Below are 18,607 nucleotides of genomic sequence, written 5' to 3'. Positions count from 1 at the left end.
TGCGACATCTTGGCACAGCTTTCGCTCTATAGCGTTCGAGCCCTTCGGAGAGCCGCCCCTGCGCGGCTCTTGCCACAACAATTAATCAAGGCCGAGCTGATGAGTATTTCCGCGTTCAAAATTGCCAACAAACTGATTACCGGCCAAGGCGCCATCGAGCAACTGGCCGGCGAACTCACGCGCCTCAAGATCAACCATCCGTTGATCGTCACCGACGCGATCCTGGTCAAGTCCGGCACCGTCGACCTGGCCCTGGCCCAGTTGGGCGGGCGCCAATACGGGATTTTCGATGAGGTCAAACCCGAGCCCGAGATCGCCATCGTCGAAGACTGTGCCCGGGCCTATCGGGCTGGAGCCCACGATGGCCTGATCGGCGTGGGCGGCGGCAGCGCCATCGATATCGCCAAGGCGGTGGCGGCCTTTGTCGCTCATGACGGCCCGCTGGAGGCGCTGTTTGGCGTCGACCAGGTGCCGCGCAAGGGGCCGCCGCTGATTGCCATTCCAACCACGGCCGGCACCGGTTCCGAGGTCACCAATGTGGCGATCCTCTCCGACAAGGCGGCACAACTGAAGAAAGGCATCGTCAGCGACTATCTGTTGCCGGACGTGGCCCTGGTCAGCCCGCAGATGACCTTGAGCTGCCCGCGCAGCGTAACCGCCGCCAGCGGGGTGGATGCCCTGGTGCATGCCATCGAGTCCTACCTGTCGGTGAATGCCTCGCCGATCACCGATTCCCTGGCCCTGGGGGCGATTCGCCTGATCGTCAAGGCGCTGCCCAAGGCCTACGCCAACCCGGCCAACCTGCACGCCCGGGAAGACATGGCCACCGCCAGCCTGATGGCCGGCATGGCCTTTGGCAATGCCGGGGTCGGCGCGGTGCATGCCCTGGCCTACCCGCTGGGCGGGCGTTTCAATATCGCCCACGGCGTGAGCAATGCCTTGCTGCTGCCCTATGTCATGGCCTGGAACAAAATGGCCTGCGTCGAGCGCTTTCGCGATATCGCCGACGCCATGGGCGTGCCCCTGGCGGGCCTGAGCGAGCAGCAGGCGGCCAGCCTGGCAGTGGAGGCGATGGCCGAGTTGTGCGCCGCCGTCGATATCCCCACCGGTATGCGCAGCTTCGGCGTGCCCGAAGAGGCGATCCCGGCCATGGCCCAGGAAGCTGCCGGCATTGAGCGCCTGATGCGCAACAACCCGCGCAAGCTCAGCGCCGCCGATATCGAGCAGATCTACCGCGCCGCGTACTGATCGACCCACGCCCGTGGCGGTCCGTGCCGCTGCGGGCGGTTTTACACCGCAACCAATACCAATAAGACAGGTGCAGTTGATGCCAACCCCTTCCGATACGCGGCACGAGTCGCCGTACATACCCCTTGGCCCGTTCAAGGTGCGTTTGCCCTTTATCCACTACAAGTTCGAACTGCCGGATTACCTGCAGGGCCTGTTGATGTGCGCCGTCGACCTGGCGGCCATTCCGTTGATGACCGAATTTCTCGGCATGCCGTTCGAAATCGCCCTGGCCGTGGTGATGCTCAATGGCTTGCTGTACCTGGCCCACCACCTGCTGGGCGACCCCGTGGTGCCGGGCTGGATCACGCCGGCGGTGCCGTTGTTGATGGCCTACTGCTCGCAGTTCCCCATGGGCCCGGAGCGTGTCCATGCCTTGATTGCCTTTCAGTTGATGCTCGGGGTGTTTTCCATTGCCCTGGGGGCTACCGGCATGGCGCGCAAGGTGGTGGGGTTCGTGCCCTCGGCGATCAAGTCGGGGATCATCGTCGGCGCCGGCATCAGCGCGGTCACGGCGGTGTTCCAGGTGGGCGGCAAGTTCGACAGCCTGCCCTGGACCATTTCCATCGCCATCGGCATTGCCTTCTACCTGATCTTTTCCCAGCACTTTGCCCAGCTCAAGCTGCGCAACCGCTTCTGGTGGAACTTCGCCAAGCTCGGCATCCTGCCGATCATTCTGTTGGCGGTGGTGATTGCGCCGCTGTTTGGCGAGGCGCCGTGGCCAACTATCCAATGGGGCTTCAGCAAGCCGGACTTCGTGGGCCTGTGGAGCAACTACACGGTGTTCGGCCTGGGCATGCCGCCGCTGTCGATGTTCATTACCGCGTTGCCGACCATGCTGGCGGTGTACATCATCGTGTTCGGCGACGTGCTCAGTGCCAAGGTGCTGCTGGACGAGGCCGAGCAGATCCGCAAGGACGAGAAGATCGACTATGACCCGGACCGCTCGCACCTGATCTTCGGTGGGCGTAACGCCTTCATGAGTATTTTTGGCCCGGACATCGCCATGTGCGGCCCGAAGTGGGCGGCGATGCTGGTAGTGGTCATCGAACGCTTCAAGGGCGGGCCCAAGGCCATGAAGTCGATCTATGGCGGCATGGGTTCGTTCCGCTGGGGCACCAATACCGGCTTGCTGTTGCTGCCGGTGGTGACCCTGGTGCAGCCGATTCTTGGCGTGGCCCTGGCCTTGACCTTGCTGATCCAGGGTTATGTCAGCGTGCGCCTGGGGATTCTCGAGGCGCGCAGCCAGCGTGACCTGGGCATTGCCGGGGTGATCGGCGCGGTCCTGGCGATCAAGGGCGCCAGCTGGGGGTTTGCGATTGGCGTGGTGCTGTGCCTGCTGATCTACGGCAAGAACTTCTTCAAGGGCGAAAACGACAAGACCTTCAGCAAGGACCTGAACAGCCCCGACGCGCCGCCAGCGCCCGCCGAGCCTGCAGCCACTGCAGCCACGGTGCAACGCCAGGCGATCCGCGAACCGGTCTAGGTGATGGTGCGGTTCGCCCCGTTACCGACATGGGCCGGCAGCAGGGCGAGCCGAACTGACAAACTCCGATCCCCAGCTACTCTTTGTGCCAGCTCCCATCGTTATAAGAGGCTGCGCCCATGAGTCTTTCCTCGTTCAAAATCGCTCACAAACTGCTCACCGGCGCTGGCGCCATCGAGCAGTTGTCCGCTGAACTGACCCGCCTGGATGTGGATAACCCGCTGATCGTCACCGATGCCGCACTGGTCAAGTCCGGCACGGTGCAGCTGGCGCTGGCGCAATTGGGTGAGCGCAGCTACGAAATCTTCGATCGGGTGCAACCGGACCCGGAAATCACCATCGTCGAAGACTGCATGCGGGTCTACCGCGAGGGTGGGCACGACGGCCTGATCGGCCTGGGCGGTGGCAGTGCGATTGATATCGCCAAAAGCGTCGCGGCGTACGCCGGTTATCACGGCGCCCTGGCGGACCTGTTTGGCGTGGACCAGGTACCGCGCAAGGGGCCACCGCTGATTGCGATCCCGACCACGGCCGGCACCGGTTCCGAAGTGACCAATGTGGCGATTCTTTCCGACAAGGCGGCGCAATTGAAGAAGGGCATCGTCAGCGACTACCTGCTGCCGGACGTCGCGCTGGTCAGCCCGCAGATGACCCTGACCTGCCCGCGCAGCGTGACCGCCGCCAGCGGGGTGGATGCGCTGGTGCATGCGGTCGAGTCCTATCTGTCGCTGAATGCGTCGCCGATCACCGACGCCCTGGCCATGGGGGCTATCAAACTGATCGCCAGGGCGCTGCCCAAGGCCTACGCCAACCCCGCCAACCAGCAGGCCCGGGAAGACATGGCCACTGCCAGCCTGATGGCCGGCATGGCGTTCGGCAATGCCGGGGTCGGTGCGGTGCATGCGTTGGCTTATCCACTGGGCGGGCGCTTCAATATCCCCCACGGCGTGAGCAACGCCTTGCTACTGCCCTATGTCATGACCTGGAACAAAATGGCCTGTGTCGAGCGTATGCAGGATATCGCCGAAGCCATGGGGGTGAAGACCGCCCACCTCAGCGCCCTGGAGGCTGCCGAGAGCGCGGTGGCAGCGATGACCCAATTGTGCGCGGCGGTGGAGATTCCCCTGGGGTTGCGCAGTTTCGGCGTGCCGCAAGAGGCGATCCCGGCCATGGCCCAGGAAGCGGCGGGCATCGAGCGTCTGATGCGCAATAATCCTCGCCAACTGAGCCCTGCCGATATCGAGAAGATCTATCGCGCAGCCTACTGATCATCGCAGCCACGGTGTGCGCCCCAAAGCATGAGGTATACAATGCGCGCCACCGTGATTCTGCTCAAAAAAGGTGCGTCATGCAGCCCTTCGTAATTGCTCCGTCGATTCTCTCCGCCGATTTCGCCCGCCTGGGTGAGGAAGTGGACAACGTTCTCGCCGCCGGCGCCGACTTCGTGCACTTCGATGTCATGGACAACCACTACGTGCCGAACCTGACGATCGGTCCGATGGTGTGCGCCGCCCTGCGCAAGTACGGCGTTACCGCGCCGATCGATGCGCACCTGATGGTCAGCCCGGTGGATCGCATCATCGGCGACTTCATCGAGGCCGGTGCGACCTACATCACCTTCCACCCGGAAGCCACGCTGCACATCGACCGCTCCCTGCAAATGATCCGCGAAGGCGGTTGCAAGGCGGGCCTGGTGTTCAACCCGGCCACCTCGCTGGATGCGCTCAAGTACGTGATGGACAAGGTCGACATGGTCCTGCTGATGAGCGTCAACCCGGGCTTCGGCGGGCAGAAGTTCATCCCCGGCACCCTCGACAAGCTGCGCGAAGCGCGGGCCTTGATCGATGCGTCCGGACGCGACATCCGCCTGGAAATCGACGGCGGGGTCAACGTCAATAACATCCGTGAAATCGCCGCCGCTGGCGCTGACACCTTTGTGGCCGGCTCGGCGATCTTCAACACGCCGAACTATCAGGAAGTGATCGACAAGATGCGCTCCGAACTGGCGTTGGCTCGTCCATGAGCGGATTTGAGCAGTTGTTCCCCGGGCGCCTGCCACGGCTGGTGATGTTCGACCTCGATGGCACTCTGGTCGATTCGGTGCCAGACCTGGCGGCGGCCGTGGACGACATGCTGCTCAAACTGGGGCGCCCGCCCGCCGGCATCGAGTCGGTGCGCGAGTGGGTCGGCAACGGCGTGCAGATGCTGGTACGCCGGGCCCTGGCCAACAGCCTGGATCCCGAAGGCGTCGATGACGTCGAAGCCGAACACGCTCTGGAGCTGTTCAATGTGGCCTATGAGGATGGGCATGCGCTGACCGTGGTCTATCCCGGCGCGCGGGAAACCCTCAAGTGGCTGCACAAGCAGGGCGTGGAGATGGCGCTCATCACCAACAAGCCGGAGCGTTTTGTCGCGCCGCTGCTGGATCAGATGAAGATCGGCCGGTATTTCCGCTGGATCATCGGCGGCGATACCCTGCCGCAGAAGAAGCCTGACCCGGCGGCGCTGTTTTTCGTGATGAAAATGGCCAGCGTCCCGGCGTCGCAATCGCTGTTTGTCGGGGACTCGCGCAGTGATGTGCTGGCTGCCAAGGCCGCCGGGGTGAAGTGCGTGGCCCTGAGTTACGGCTACAACCATGGCCGGCCGATTGCCGAAGAGTCGCCAGCGCTGGTGATCGACGACCTGCGCCAGCTAATTCCCGGTTGCCTGGATCCTGCCGCTGAGATAACGTTGCCCGACGCTGTTCCATCCCCTCCTGGAAACTCCATCGTGGTGGTCACTCGCAAACTCTGGATGAAAGTCATCAAGGCCCTGGCCCGCTGGCGTTGGCGCGCCTGACTTTTTCTGGCCGGCTTCGCCGGCACGTTTGCATACCTGACTGTTAGACCCTCAAGCCACGAGGCACCTCATGATCCGTGAAGAATTCTTGCGTTTGGCCGCTGCCGGCTACAACCGCATTCCGCTTGCCTGCGAAACCCTGGCCGACTTCGATACACCACTGTCGATCTACCTGAAACTGGCCGACCAGCCCAACTCCTATCTGCTGGAGTCGGTGCAGGGCGGCGAGAAGTGGGGGCGTTACTCGATCATTGGCCTGCCGTGCCGCACCGTGTTGCGGGTACATGACCACCAGGTCAGCGTGACCCACGACGGCGTCGAGATCGAAAGCCTCGAAGTGGCCGACCCGCTGGCCTTTGTCGAAGAATTCAAGGCACGCTACAACGTGCCGACCATCGCCGGCCTGCCGCGTTTCAACGGCGGCCTGGTGGGGTATTTCGGTTATGACTGTGTGCGCTATGTGGAGCGGCGTCTGGGCAAGTGCCCGAACCCGGATCCGCTGGGGGTGCCGGACATTCTGCTGATGGTCTCCGATGCCGTGGTGGTGTTCGACAACCTGGCAGGCAAGATGCACGCGATCGTGCTGGCCGACCCGGCCCAGGACGATGCCTACGAGAAGGGCCAGGCGCGCCTGCAGGAATTGCTGGCGCAATTGCGTCAGCCGATCACGCCGCGTCGTGGCCTGGACTTCAGCCAGCAACAGGCGGCTGATCCGGTGTTCCGCTCCAGTTTTACCCAGGGCGACTACGAGCGTGCGGTCGACACCATCAAGGAATACATCCTGGCCGGTGACTGCATGCAGGTGGTGCCGTCGCAACGCATGTCCATCGACTTCACGTCGGCGCCGATCGATCTGTACCGTGCGCTGCGCTGCTTCAACCCGACGCCTTATATGTACTTCTTCAATTTCGGCGATTTCCACGTGGTGGGCAGTTCGCCGGAAGTGCTGGTGCGGGTCGAAGACAACCTGATCACCGTGCGACCGATTGCCGGCACCCGCCCGCGTGGCGCCACTGAAGAGGCGGACCTGGCGCTGGAAAAGGACCTGCTGTCTGACGACAAGGAAATCGCCGAGCACCTGATGCTGATCGACCTAGGCCGCAACGACACCGGTCGGGTATCCGAGATCGGTTCGGTGAAACTCACCGAGAAGATGGTGATCGAGCGCTATTCCAACGTGATGCACATTGTTTCCAACGTCACCGGCCAGTTGAAAGCCGGGCTAACCGCCATGGATGCGCTGCGGGCGATTCTGCCGGCGGGCACCTTGTCCGGGGCGCCGAAGATTCGCGCGATGGAAATCATCGACGAACTGGAGCCGGTCAAGCGTGGCGTCTATGGTGGCGCAGTGGGTTATTTCGCCTGGAACGGCAACATGGACACCGCGATTGCGATTCGCACGGCGGTGATCAAGGACGGCGAACTGCATGTTCAAGCCGGGGGCGGCATTGTCGCCGACTCGGTGCCGGCATTGGAGTGGGAAGAGACGCTGAACAAGCGCCGCGCGATGTTTCGCGCCGTTGCGCTCGCTGCACAATCCCCCGCGTCCGATGCCTGAGGAGCTTTTACTATGTTGCTGATGATCGATAATTACGACTCCTTCACCTATAACGTCGTGCAGTACCTCGGCGAGTTGGGTGCGCAAGTCAAAGTGGTGCGCAACGACGAGCTGACCGTGGCGCAGATTGAAGCGCTCAAGCCTGAGCGGATTGTGGTATCGCCAGGCCCGTGCACGCCGACCGAGGCCGGTGTGTCCATCGAGGCCATCAAGTATTTCGCCGGCAAACTGCCGATTCTCGGCGTGTGCCTGGGCCACCAGTCCATCGGACAGGCCTTTGGTGGCGACGTGGTACGGGCCCGGCAAGTGATGCACGGTAAGACCAGCCCGGTGTTCCACAAGGATCTGGGTGTCTTCCGCGGCCTGAACAATCCGCTGACCGTGACCCGCTATCACTCGCTGGTGGTCAAGCGCGAAACCTTGCCCGACTGCCTGGAACTGACTGCCTGGACGCAGCTGGAAGACGGCTCCGTCGACGAGATCATGGGGTTGCGCCACAAGACGTTGAATATAGAGGGTGTGCAATTTCACCCCGAGTCTATTCTCACCGAGCAGGGCCACGAGCTGTTCGCCAATTTTCTTAAACAGAGCGGCGGCACGCGCTAAGGACTTTCCATGGATATCAAGACTGCCCTGAGCCGTATCGTCGGCCATCTGGACCTGAGCACGGACGAAATGCGCGATGTCATGCGCGAAATCATGACCGGTCAATGCACCGATGCGCAGATTGGCGCCTTCATGATGGCCATGCGCATGAAAAGCGAGAGCATCGACGAAATTGTCGGCGCGGTCTCGGTCATGCGTGAGCTGGCAGACAAGGTCGAACTGAAAACCCTCGACGGCGTGGTCGACGTGGTCGGCACCGGCGGCGATGGGGCGAATATCTTCAACGTCTCCACCGCGTCTTCGTTTGTGGTCGCCGCCGCCGGTTGCACCGTAGCCAAGCACGGTAATCGTGCAGTTTCCGGCAAGAGCGGCAGTGCCGACCTGCTGGAAGCGGCCGGGATCTACCTGAACCTGACCCCGGTCCAGGTGGCGCGCTGCATCGATAACGTCGGTATCGGCTTTATGTTCGCCCAGTCGCACCACGGTGCGATGAAGCACGCCGCCGGGCCGCGCCGCGACCTGGGGCTGCGTACCCTGTTCAATATGCTCGGCCCGCTTACGAATCCGGCCGGGGTCAAGCACCAGGTGGTCGGGGTGTTCAGCCAGGCCTTGTGCCGTCCGTTGGCCGAAGTCTTGCAGCGTCTGGGCAGCAAGCATGTGCTGGTGGTGCATTCCCAGGATGGCCTGGATGAGTTCAGCCTGGCCGCGCCGACCTTTGTCGCGGAGCTGAAAAACGATGCCATCACCGAGTATTGGGTCCAGCCCGAAGACTTGGGCATGAAGAGCCAGAGCCTGTTCGGCCTGGTGGTCGAAAGCCCTGCGGCGTCGCTTGAGTTGATCCGCGACGCGCTCGGCCGGCGCAAGACCGAACATGGGCAGAAAGCAGCGGAGATGATCGTGCTCAATGCCGGCGCCGCGCTGTATGCCGCCGACCATGCCAGCAGCCTCAAAGAGGGCGTTGCCCTGGCCCACGATGCGTTGCACACCGGCCTGGCCCGGGAGAAGCTCGAGGAACTGGGTGCCTTTACCGCGGTATTCAAGCAGGAGAATGAGGGATGAGTGTGCCGACGGTTCTGGAAGCGATTCTTGCCCGCAAGGTGCAGGAAGTTGCCGAGCGTAGCGCGCGGGTCAGCCTGGCTGAACTCGAAGGCCTGGCTCGGGCTGCTGATGCACCCCGTGGTTTCGCCAAGGCTCTGCTGGCGCAGGCCAAGCTCAAGCAGCCAGCGGTGATTGCCGAGATCAAGAAAGCCTCGCCGAGCAAGGGCGTGATCCGCGAAAACTTCGTGCCGGCGGATATCGCCAAGAGCTACGAGAAGGGCGGGGCGACCTGTTTGTCGGTGCTGACCGACATCGACTACTTCCAGGGCGCCGATGCCTACCTGCAGCAGGCCCGTGCGGCCTGCAAGCTGCCGGTAATCCGCAAGGACTTCATGATCGATCCGTATCAGATCATTGAGGCCCGCGCCCTGGGCGCCGATTGCGTGTTGCTGATCGTGGCGGCCCTGGACGACGGGAAAATGGCCGAACTGGCCGCCGTCGCCAAAAGCGTGGGCCTGGATGTACTGGTCGAAGTGCACGACGGTGACGAACTGGAGCGCGCGCTGAAGACCCTCGACACGCCCTTGGTCGGCGTCAACAACCGCAACCTGCACACCTTTGACGTCAGCCTGGAAACCACCCTCGACCTGCTGCCGCGTATTCCCCGCGATCGCCTGGTGATCACCGAGAGCGGCATTCTCAACCGCGCCGATGTGGAGCTGATGGAAATCAGCGACGTCTATTCGTTCCTGGTTGGCGAAGCGTTCATGCGCGCCGAAAGCCCGGGCGCGGAGTTGCAGCGTCTGTTCTTCCCGGAGCGTGGCCTGCCGGTGACCGGCTCCACGCTGGATTGAACCTGACCCCATGAAGAAGCCGGCGATGCCGGCTTTTTTATAGCCATCGCCAAGGAAGTTCTACTGCCATGACTCAGCCCGTTGCCTTGACTGTCGAAGCCGGCCTGCAAGCCGAACAGGACCTGCTGGCGCGCATCTGTGCCGGCGATGAAGATTTTGGCCTGCTGTTCTGGCGGCCGAGCGATAAAGCCCTGGTCATGCCCCGTCGTCTGAGTCGACTGGCAGATTTCGAACAGGCTTGCACGGCGGTGGCGGCCACCGGCTGGCCGGTGCTGCTGCGTGAGACCGGCGGCGAACCGGTGCCCCAATCGGCCGCGACGGTGAATATCGCCCTGGTCTATGCGCCGCCGCGCAGCGAAGGGGATCAGAGTCGGATCGAAACCGCCTACCGCCGGCTGTGCCAGCCGATCTGCGACCTGCTGAGCGAGCTGGGCGGTACGCCTTCGCTGGGGGAGGTGGACGGCGCCTTCTGCGATGGGCGTTTCAACGTCAATCTGGATGGCCGCAAGCTGGTGGGCACGGCGCAACGCTGGCGCCAGAGCCGGGGCGGGCAGCGCCCGGTGGGGTTGGTGCATGGTGCGCTGCTGCTGGATAACGAGCGTGAGTCGATGGTCGCCGCGGTCAATTGCTTCAATCAGGCTTGTGGCCTGGAGCAGCGCTGTCGCGCCCAGAGTCATATCGCGCTGCATGAGGCCTTTGCCGCTCCTCAGGCCATGGAGCGCCTGGAGACCCTGTATCGGCAGATGCTGGCGCAGGTATTCGCCGCTTAACGGGTGCCGAACACCACCATGGTCTTGCCTTTGACGCTCACCAGGTTGCGCTCTTCGAGGTCCTTGAGCACCCGACCGACCATCTCCCGCGAACAGCCGACGATGCGCCCGATCTCTTGCCGGGTGACCTTGATCTGCATGCCATCGGGGTGAGTCATGGCGTCCGGCTGCTTGCACAACTCCAGCAGGCAGCGGGCAACCCGCCCCGTGACATCGAAGAAGGCCAGGTCGCCGACCTTGCGGGTGGTGTTGCGCAAGCGCTGGGCGATTTGCCCGCTGAGCACGTACAGAATGTCCGGGTCGACCTGGGACAGCTCACGGAACTTGGCGTAGCTGATTTCCGCCACCTCGCACTCGACCTTGGCCCGGACCCATGCGCTGCGTTGTTGCTCGTGTCCGGCCTGCTCGAACAGCCCCAGCTCACCGAAAAAATCCCCGGAGTTGAGGTAGGCGATGATCATTTCCCGTCCGTCATCGTCTTCGATGAGGATGGTGACCGAGCCCTTGATGATGAAGAACAGCGTGTCCGACGCATCGCCCGCGCAAATGATATTGCTCTTGGCCTGATAGCGACGGCGCTGACAGTGCATCAGCAGCTTGTCGAGGTTCTTGATCTTGGGGGTGGGGGCAATAGCAACCATGGTTGTATCCCGAAAAGACTACACGGTGGTGTTTTGGTTTTCTTATGAGGCCTGTTGCCGGGCCATTTCAAGCTGGCGATGCGCCATTGATTTGGCGCCAGCTTAACAGACGGATCTCGCTCAAATTAAGATATTTCCGAGTGACAGCCGCGGGTGCCGATGAATCGTCAGCACGCTGCCGTTTCAGGCCCCTGTGCTAAGCTGGCGACCCTTTTTTAGCAGTGGAGTCTTGGCCATGAAGGCACGCATCCAATGGGCAGGCGAAGCCATGTTCCTCGGTGAATCGGGCAGCGGGCATGTGGTGGTAATGGATGGCCCGCCGGAAGCCGGTGGCCGCAACCTGGGCGTTCGCCCTATGGAAATGCTCCTGCTCGGCGTGGGCGGTTGCAGCAACTTCGATGTGGTCAGCATTCTCAAGAAGTCTCGGCAGGCCGTTGAAAGCTGCGAAGCCTTCCTCGAAGCCGAGCGCGCCACCGAAGACCCCAAGGTGTTTACCAAGATCCACATGCACTTTGTGGTCAAGGGCCGCGGGCTCAAGGAAGCCCAGGTCAAGCGCGCCATCGAGCTGTCGGCCGAAAAGTATTGCTCGGCATCGATCATGCTTGGCGCTGCCGGCGTAGCCATTACTCACGATTACGAAATCGTCGAGCTGGGTTGAATCGACATTCAACTATCATAAAAGCGGCGCAGACTCTGGCGATCACTGGCTGAGGTCTGCATAATGCGCCACTTTTTTCAGGGCAGTGATCGGTTAATCAACAGGTCACGCGCCCGAACAGACAACCAAAATCGCCATCGCGAAGAGGTGTTAACCGTCCTACGCAGCTGCGTCGTTCGCATCTGACGGGCATGCTTGATCACGCGGCCGTGCCGCAATACACAGAGAGTTTTCAAACGGTGAAAAGCAAACTCAAGCTCCATGGGTTCAATAACCTGACAAAGACCTTGAGCTTCAACATCTATGACATCTGCTATGCGGAAACCCCGCAGGACCAGCAGGCCTATGTCGAATACATCAACCAGATGTACGACGCGGAACGCCTGACGCAGATCCTCACGGAAGTTGTCGATATCATTGGTGCCAATATCCTGAACATCGCCCGTCAGGATTACGATCCCCAAGGTGCCAGCGTGACCATTCTGATCTCGGAAGAGCCGGTAACGCCTACCGAGAGCCAGATCGAAGAGTCCCCAGGCCCGTTGCCTGAAATTATCCTGGCCCACCTCGACAAGAGCCACATCACGGTGCACACCTACCCGGAGATCCATCCGGTGGACGGTATTGCAACTTTCCGTGTGGATATCGATGTGTCGACTTGCGGGGTCATTTCACCGCTTAAAGCCCTCAACTTCCTCATTCACCAGTTCGAGTCGGACATCGTGACCGTGGATTACCGCGTGCGGGGTTTCACCCGTGACGTCGAAGGCAAGAAGCACTTCATCGACCACGAGATCAACTCGATCCAGAACTACTTGTCCGAAGACACCCGCGACGGTTACCAGATGACCGATGTGAATGTGTACCAGGAGAATATGTTCCACACCAAAATGCTGCTGAAGAACTTCGAACTGGATAACTACCTGTTCGGCGACGCCACCAGCAACCTGTCCACTGAGCAGCGTGCCCAGGTGACAGAACGTGTGAAGCACGAAATGCTGGAAATCTTCTACGCGCGCAACATGCCGAGCTGATTTTCAGGCAAAAGAAAGGGCGCTGAGATAGCGCCCTTTTTTGTGCCTGCGATTTACCGCATCAGATGCGGTAGGTGCTCTTGGTCATGACCTTGGCCAAGAGGCTCATGCCGAACTTTACCGGTGCCGGGAAGCGGAAACCACCGGCCTCCAGTGCGCTTTGGGCATGGTGTTCTTCGTCGGTGCGCATTTGTTGCAGGATCGCCCGGGACTTTTCGTCCTCGGCCGGCAATTGCTCCAGGTGTTCATTCAAGTGCTTGCACACCTGGTCTTCGGTGGCAGCCACGAAACCCAGGCTGACCTTGTCGCTGATCAAGCCGGCGACCGCGCCGATACCGAACGAAAGGCCGTAGAACAGCGGGTTGAGCACACTGGGGTGGCTGCCCAACTGGCGAATGCGTTGTTCACACCAGGCCAGGTGGTCGATTTCCTCTTCGGCGGCGTGCTCCATGGCCTCGCGCACCTGGGGCAACTTGGCGGTCAGGGCCTGGCCCTGATACAGCGCCTGGGCGCAGACCTCGCCGGTATGGTTGATCCGCATCAGGCCCGCGACGTGGCGGGTGTCTTCTTCAGTCATCTGCGCATCGGGCTGCACAATGGCTGGCGAAGGGCGATAAGGCTGGCCACTGAAGGGCAGCAGGGTGCGCATGGCCGTATCGGCTTGCAGCAGCAGACGGTCAATCGGCGAGTAGTGACGTTGGGTAGTCATGCTTACCTCCGGGAAAAATCACGGCGGCCAGTTTACCCCAATCGATGGGACGAAACCTGCGCTGGATCAGCGCACCCTCGCCTGAAACAGGCTGAGAGTGCGCCGCAAAACGGCCAGATAGAGCGATCAGCCCGGAGGCCAGTTCATCTGGCGCTGGCCAAGTACGTGCATGTGAATGTGATAGACGGTTTGCCCGCCCAGCTCATTGCAGTTCATGACCACGCGGAAACCATCTTCACAGCCCAGCTCCTTGGCCAGGCGTTGAGCGGTGAACAGAATGTGGCCGGCCAGGGCCTTGTCGTCCTCGGTGAGGTCGTTGAGGGTGCGCACCGGTTTCTTCGGGATCACCAGAAAGTGCACTGGCGCTTGCGGAGCAATGTCGTGGAAGGCCAGGACCTGGTCGTCCTCGTAAATGATCTTCGCGGGTATTTCTCTGTTGATGATCTTGGTGAACAGAGTATCCACAGCTGTTTCTCCATTGGGTGGGTCCGGGCTGAGTGTACTCAGGCGACCTGCGTGCGCCCAGCCATTTACGTGATGCCTAGCGCGGGCAATAGGCCCTGTTGGCGTAGCCGACCAGCTTGCGCGTCAGCCAGCGTGAGCCCAGGCGGCTGCTGAATGCCATCCAGCGGTTCAGGCGGCCGGGAATGATGATCGCGCGATTCTTTTTCATGGCGCGCACGGCATAGAGTGCAACTTCCTCGGGGCTCATCAGCAATTTGCTGACTTGCAGTTTTTCAGCGTTCAGTTGGGCGGTGCGAAAGAACGCGGTGCGTGTCGGGCCGGGGCAGAGCACCGAAACCTTGACCGCGCAGTTTTTCAACTCTTCGCGCAAGCCTTCGGAAAAGTGCAGGACGTAAGCCTTGCTCGCGTAGTAGGTGCTCATCCAGGGGCCGGGATAAAAGGCGGCGACTGAAGCGACATTAAGAATCTGCCCGCCGCCCAGCAAGGCCATGCTGTTGCCCAGGGCATGGCACAGGCGGGTCAGGGCCAGGATGTTGACTTCAATCAGGTCCTGTTCGGTCATCCAGTCCTGTGCCAGGAATGGGCCGCTGGTACCCATGCCGGCGCAATTGACCAGCAGATCGATCTGCCGATCGCCTTCTTCGAGCTCCAGCAGAAAGCCCGAGAGACGCAGTGGCTCGCCCAGGTCGCACGCGCGAAACAGCACCTCGACGCCAAAGCGCTGGGTCAGTTCAAGGGCGATACTTTCCAACTGATCACGCTGACGGGCCACCAGAATCAGGTTGCGCCCGCGCCGGGCCAGTGCTTCCGCCAAGGCCAGGCCTATGCCGCTGGAAGCGCCAGTGATCAGAGCGTAACGGGTCATGCAGTTCTCCATCGCAACGGCCAATGGCCCGCGACAGAGAGGTCGCAGGCTCAGGTACGTTTATTCTTCTTCATAGTCTACAGCGGGTGAGGCCGCTTCGGCCGCGTCTTCATCGCCGGTTGCGTTCTGGCTTTCGCTGTAGCTGGAGCTGCTTTCGCTGTACTCACTGAGCGAACTCAGGCCGCCTGCCACGCCGGCGACGATGATCAGGGCAATCAACGCCACCCACATCCACGCCAATGCTTTTACGGCTGTGGTGTTTGGCGGTGGCGGCGGGCCGTAACGGTTGGCGATGTTGCTGCCGGGGCTGACGACCAGGACCAGTGGGAAGAAGCTGCCCACGATGGGCACAAAGTTGATCAGCCAGAGCCAGCCGGACCAGCCCAGGTCATGCAGACGCTGGACACTGATCTGGATGCTGACCACCACGAAGGCCACGAACAGCACAATCGCGACCAGGGCACCAAACCCCATGGCCAACCCTGAAGACTCCGCGGACATCAGGCTGGCAAAGCCGATCAGGGCGCCGATCCCGACCACCACCATCATCGCCACGGTCAGTACCAGGGTCCAGGCCAGGTAGCGCAGGCGGCCGATACGGCCCTGGATGCTGAAGACCTTGAGCTCGGAAAACTCTGGCAGCACTTCACCCACGGTGGCCCGGGGTGGAGCGTAGGGCGATTCAGGATTGCTGGCCGCGATCGGGGCCGCGACGGGGGGCGTGTGTTCGACGTGCGCGAGGTTCAGGTCCAGGGCTTGTTCAGCCTCGATGCGCGCGGCGATCCCGGTGTTGTGCAGGGCTTCGAGGTAGCGGTCGGCATCGGCTTGGGACAGTTCGCGCTTGAGTACCACCGGCTGGCCGCCGAACAGGGGTTCGATTGCGCCAATGTCGCTCTTGAACAGCTCGGCGAGCTTTTGCTGAGCGCTGTTTTTTTCGACACCGGGTAACAGGGCGCCATCGAAAACAATCTTGAAGCGGGGTTCGCTCATAGGGGCATCCTTGTCATCTGAAATGAAGGCTTACATAAAGGTCAGCAGTTTAAGGCCAGCTACCCGTGGCTGGCTAACAAACCTCAGACATTTCAGCGTGGCCAACGTTTCGGCAGTTGGCTCGCCTGCTCAAGCGCCTGGCGGTACTCGGCATCCAGGCGTGCAATCAATTGGTCGACACTGGGCAGATCGTGGATCTCGCCTACCCCTTGACCCGCAGACCACACGGTTTTCCAGGCTTTGGCCTCGTCGCTGACGGGTTTGAGCTTGGAGCCGAAGTTGACCTCGCCCTTGCCTTGCAGGGCGGCGAGGTCGAAACCTGCATTCTCCAGGCTCTGGCGCATAAAACTGGCGGGAACCCCGGACACCGCGGCGGTGTGCACGATATCGGCGGCTCGGGAGCTTAGCAGCATCTCTTTATAGGCATCCGGGGCGTGGCTTTCCGTGGTGCCGATGAAACGGGTGCCGAAGTAAGCCAGGTCCGCGCCTAGCATCTGTGCGGCGAGCACCTCGTGGCCGTGGTTCAAGCAGCCGGCGAGCAACAGGGTCTTGTCGAAGAACTGGCGGATCTCCGCGATCAGCGAGAAGGGACTCCAGGTGCCGGCGTGGCCGCCCGCGCCGGCGGCCACGGCAATCAGTCCGTCGACCCCGGCCTCGGCTGCCTTCTCCGCATGGCGACGCGTGGTGACGTCATGGAACACCAGGCCACCATAGCTGTGCACCGCGTCGACCAATTCCTTCACGGCGCCCAGGCTGGTAATGACGATCGGCACTTTGTGCTCGATGCAAATCTCCAGGTCGGCCTGCAATCTCGGGTTGCTGTTATGCACGATCAGGTTGACGGCATAGGGCGCGGGATTTTCCAGTGTCGCCAGCCCCGCTTCGATTTCCTCGAGCCAGGCCTTGAACCCGCTGCTTTCACGCTGGTTCAGTGCCGGAAAGCTGCCGACCACGCCATTACGGCAGCAAGCCAGGACCAATTGCGGGTTGGAAATCAGGAACATGGGCGCCACGACCACTGGCAGACGCAGGCGTTGTTCGAGCAGAGCAGGCAGCGACATTGGAAGTACCCCGGTTAATGACGTCTGTAGAGGTTAGAACGGTCGTACAACAACCAAAATTACAATAGCCAGCAATATCAGAACGGGTACTTCATTGAACCAGCGATAAAAGACATGGCTGCGGGTGTTTTCGCCACGGGCAAAACGTTTCACTTGCGCGCCGCACATGTGGTGGTAGCCGATCAGGATCACCACCAGGGTCAACTTGGCGTGCATCCAGCCACCCTGGCCGAAGTAGGCGCTGGGGTTGAGGCTCAGCAGCCAGATGCCGAACACCAGGGTCGCGACCATCGCCGGGCCCATGATCCCGCGATACAGCTTGCGCTCCATGAGGCTGAAGCGCTCCTTGCTCACGGTGTCCTCGCTTTGGGCGTGGTAGACAAACAGTCGTGGCAGATAAAACAGGCCGGCAAACCAGCAGACCACACTGACGATATGAAAAGCTTTGAGCCATAGATAAAGCATTTTTAGTTATTCCCAGGTTCACGGTAGGCGAGATAGTAGAGGGTAGAGCGTCCGCACGTCACCTTGACGGTTGTCGCAGGGCAGGGCGCGCCCTATCATCGACGGCTTTCCAGTGGGTTCGTTGAGGGCAGGTATATGGTCAAGGTCGGTATCGTCGGCGGCACGGGTTACACCGGTGTCGAATTGCTGCGTCTATTGGCACAGCACCCGCAGGCGCAAGTGGAAGTCATTACTTCGCGATCCGAGGCCGGGCTGGCTGTAGCCGATCTGTACCCCAACCTGCGAGGTCACTATGACGGCCTGGAATTCAGCGTGCCGGATATCAACACCCTGGGCGCCTGCGACGTAGTGTTTTTCGCGACGCCCCATGGCGTAGCCCACGCGCTGGCCGGTGAGTTGCTGGCGGCCGGGACCAAGGTCATCGATCTGTCGGCCGATTTCCGTCTGCAGGATGCCGAGGAGTGGGCCAAGTGGTACGGCCAGCCCCACGGTGCGCCCGAGTTGCTGGGCGAAGCGGTCTACGGCCTGCCGGAAGTCAATCGCGAGCAGATCAGGAACGCCCGCCTGATTGCTGTACCAGGTTGTTATCCGACGGCGACCCAGCTGGGTTTCCTGCCGTTGCTGGAATCCGGCCTTGCCGATAGCTCCCGCCTGATTGCCGACTGCAAATCCGGGGTCAGCGGTGCCGGTCGCGGCGCCAGCGTTGGTTCCCTGTATTCAGAAACCTCGGAAAGCATGAAAGCCTACGCCGTCAAAGGCCATCGCCACCTGCCGGAAATTCGCCAGGGCCTGCGCCGGGCAGCAGGCCAGGATGTGGGCCTGACGTTTGTCCCGCACCTGACGCCGATGATTCGCGGCATTCACTCCACGCTTTATGCAACCGTGGTCGACAGGTCGGTCGATTTGCAGGCATTGTTCGAAAAGCGCTATGCCAACGAGCCTTTCGTGGATGTGATGCCCGCGGGCAGCCACCCGGAAACGCGCAGTGTGCGCGGCGCCAACGTCTGCCGGATTGCCGTGCATCGGCCGCAGGACGGCGACCTGGTGGTGGTGTTGTCGGTGATCGATAACCTGGTCAAGGGCGCATCCGGTCAGGCAGTGCAGAACCTCAACATCATGTTCGGTCTGGATGAGCGTTTGGGCCTGTCCCACGCCGGCATGTTGCCGTAACTGCACAGGGCATCCAGGCGGTCGGCTTATAGCTTCAGGCTTGCCGCTGCTCCGCTAATAGTTGACCGCTTTTCTAGGAGAAGCGGATAATGCCCGTCATCACGCATTATGG

The 18,607-nt window shown here is 61.5% G+C and carries 20 protein-coding genes; 13 read left to right on the top strand and 7 right to left on the bottom strand.

Annotated features, from left to right (window positions below):
- The first annotated feature begins 99 nt into the window (after window positions 1-99).
- The 10 genes from JFU57_RS04450 (at window position 100) to JFU57_RS04405 (ending at window position 10,437) form a co-directional block, all read left to right on the top strand.
- Window positions 100-1,248: an iron-containing alcohol dehydrogenase gene (locus JFU57_RS04450; protein ID WP_201128266.1), complete on the top strand. Its 1,149-nt coding sequence runs from the start codon at window positions 100-102 to the stop codon at window positions 1,246-1,248.
- Window positions 1,249-1,327: 79 nt separating this feature from the next.
- Window positions 1,328-2,773 carry a hypothetical protein gene (locus JFU57_RS04445; RefSeq protein WP_201128265.1) on the top strand — a complete coding sequence of 482 codons (1,446 nt, stop codon included), beginning with the start codon at window positions 1,328-1,330 and terminating at the stop codon, window positions 2,771-2,773.
- 119 nt (window positions 2,774-2,892) lie between these two features.
- A complete protein-coding gene (locus JFU57_RS04440) occupies window positions 2,893-4,041 on the top strand; it encodes an iron-containing alcohol dehydrogenase (protein ID WP_201128264.1) in 1,149 nt (382 codons plus the stop codon).
- 80 nt (window positions 4,042-4,121) lie between these two features.
- Window positions 4,122-4,796 carry a ribulose-phosphate 3-epimerase gene (gene rpe / locus JFU57_RS04435; RefSeq protein WP_078472890.1) on the top strand — a complete coding sequence of 225 codons (675 nt, stop codon included), beginning with the start codon at window positions 4,122-4,124 and terminating at the stop codon, window positions 4,794-4,796.
- On the top strand, window positions 4,793-5,611 hold the full coding sequence (locus JFU57_RS04430; protein WP_078472891.1) for a phosphoglycolate phosphatase: 819 nt from the start codon (window positions 4,793-4,795) through the stop codon (window positions 5,609-5,611). Before rpe ends, JFU57_RS04430 begins: the two co-directional genes overlap by 4 nt.
- 70 nt (window positions 5,612-5,681) lie before the next feature.
- The gene (gene trpE / locus JFU57_RS04425) at window positions 5,682-7,169 is read left to right on the top strand and encodes an anthranilate synthase component I (protein ID WP_201128263.1); all 1,488 of its coding nucleotides are present in this window, start codon (window positions 5,682-5,684) and stop codon (window positions 7,167-7,169) included.
- Between the two features lie 12 nt (window positions 7,170-7,181).
- Window positions 7,182-7,775, top strand: a complete 594-nt coding sequence (locus JFU57_RS04420; protein ID WP_201128261.1) for an aminodeoxychorismate/anthranilate synthase component II — start codon at window positions 7,182-7,184, stop codon at window positions 7,773-7,775.
- A 9-nt stretch (window positions 7,776-7,784) separates the two neighbouring features.
- Window positions 7,785-8,834, top strand: a complete 1,050-nt coding sequence (trpD, locus tag JFU57_RS04415; RefSeq protein WP_020295488.1) for an anthranilate phosphoribosyltransferase — start codon at window positions 7,785-7,787, stop codon at window positions 8,832-8,834.
- Window positions 8,831-9,667, top strand: a complete 837-nt coding sequence (trpC, locus tag JFU57_RS04410) for an indole-3-glycerol phosphate synthase TrpC (RefSeq protein WP_078472893.1) — start codon at window positions 8,831-8,833, stop codon at window positions 9,665-9,667. Before trpD ends, trpC begins: the two co-directional genes overlap by 4 nt.
- A gap of 68 nt (window positions 9,668-9,735) precedes the next feature.
- Window positions 9,736-10,437, top strand: coding sequence for a lipoate--protein ligase family protein (locus tag JFU57_RS04405; RefSeq protein WP_078472894.1), 702 nt, complete (start codon window positions 9,736-9,738; stop codon window positions 10,435-10,437).
- Here JFU57_RS04405 and crp read toward each other — a convergent pair.
- Entirely contained in the window at window positions 10,434-11,078 is a 645-nt protein-coding gene (crp, locus tag JFU57_RS04400) for a cAMP-activated global transcriptional regulator CRP (protein WP_020295491.1), read from the bottom strand. The two genes, JFU57_RS04405 and crp, sit on opposite strands and share 4 nt — an antisense overlap.
- A 235-nt stretch (window positions 11,079-11,313) precedes the next feature.
- Between crp and JFU57_RS04395 the strand changes: the two genes are divergently transcribed.
- Both JFU57_RS04395 and speD read left to right on the top strand, forming a co-directional pair.
- Window positions 11,314-11,736: an OsmC family protein gene (locus tag JFU57_RS04395; RefSeq protein ID WP_020295492.1), complete on the top strand. Its 423-nt coding sequence runs from the start codon at window positions 11,314-11,316 to the stop codon at window positions 11,734-11,736.
- Window positions 11,737-11,975: 239 nt separating this feature from the next.
- Window positions 11,976-12,770 (top strand): adenosylmethionine decarboxylase, encoded by a 795-nt coding sequence (gene speD / locus JFU57_RS04390; protein WP_020295493.1) that lies wholly within the window; start codon window positions 11,976-11,978, stop codon window positions 12,768-12,770.
- Between the two features lie 61 nt (window positions 12,771-12,831).
- On the opposite strand, the gene coq7 is transcribed toward speD, so the two are convergent.
- The 6 genes from coq7 to hemJ all read right to left on the bottom strand — a co-directional run bounded on the left by coq7 (window position 12,832) and on the right by hemJ (window position 17,325).
- Window positions 12,832-13,479 carry a 2-polyprenyl-3-methyl-6-methoxy-1,4-benzoquinone monooxygenase gene (coq7, locus tag JFU57_RS04385; protein WP_078472895.1) on the bottom strand — a complete coding sequence of 216 codons (648 nt, stop codon included), beginning with the start codon at window positions 13,477-13,479 and terminating at the stop codon, window positions 12,832-12,834.
- 126 nt (window positions 13,480-13,605) lie between these two features.
- Window positions 13,606-13,944, bottom strand: coding sequence for a histidine triad nucleotide-binding protein (locus tag JFU57_RS04380; protein ID WP_020295495.1), 339 nt, complete (start codon window positions 13,942-13,944; stop codon window positions 13,606-13,608).
- Window positions 13,945-14,020: 76 nt separating this feature from the next.
- Window positions 14,021-14,809, bottom strand: coding sequence for an SDR family NAD(P)-dependent oxidoreductase (locus JFU57_RS04375; RefSeq protein ID WP_201128260.1), 789 nt, complete (start codon window positions 14,807-14,809; stop codon window positions 14,021-14,023).
- 60 nt (window positions 14,810-14,869) lie between these two features.
- The gene (locus JFU57_RS04370) at window positions 14,870-15,799 is read right to left on the bottom strand and encodes a DUF805 domain-containing protein (RefSeq protein ID WP_201128259.1); all 930 of its coding nucleotides are present in this window, start codon (window positions 15,797-15,799) and stop codon (window positions 14,870-14,872) included.
- A 92-nt stretch (window positions 15,800-15,891) separates the two neighbouring features.
- Entirely contained in the window at window positions 15,892-16,860 is a 969-nt protein-coding gene (locus JFU57_RS04365) for an NAD(P)H-dependent flavin oxidoreductase (RefSeq protein WP_201128258.1), read from the bottom strand.
- Between the two features lie 33 nt (window positions 16,861-16,893).
- The gene (gene hemJ / locus JFU57_RS04360; protein ID WP_078472898.1) at window positions 16,894-17,325 is read right to left on the bottom strand and encodes a protoporphyrinogen oxidase HemJ; all 432 of its coding nucleotides are present in this window, start codon (window positions 17,323-17,325) and stop codon (window positions 16,894-16,896) included.
- A gap of 135 nt (window positions 17,326-17,460) precedes the next feature.
- Between hemJ and argC the strand changes: the two genes are divergently transcribed.
- Complete coding sequence (gene argC / locus JFU57_RS04355; protein ID WP_201128257.1) at window positions 17,461-18,495, top strand: N-acetyl-gamma-glutamyl-phosphate reductase; 1,035 nt, start codon at window positions 17,461-17,463, stop codon at window positions 18,493-18,495.
- Window positions 18,496-18,607 lie beyond the last annotated feature (112 nt).

Source organism: Pseudomonas sp. TH07, from assembly GCF_016651285.1.
Taxonomy (GTDB): domain Bacteria; phylum Pseudomonadota; class Gammaproteobacteria; order Pseudomonadales; family Pseudomonadaceae; genus Aquipseudomonas.
Note: the sequence above shows the minus strand (reverse complement) of the source record. Positions and strands in the feature narration are given on the sequence as shown.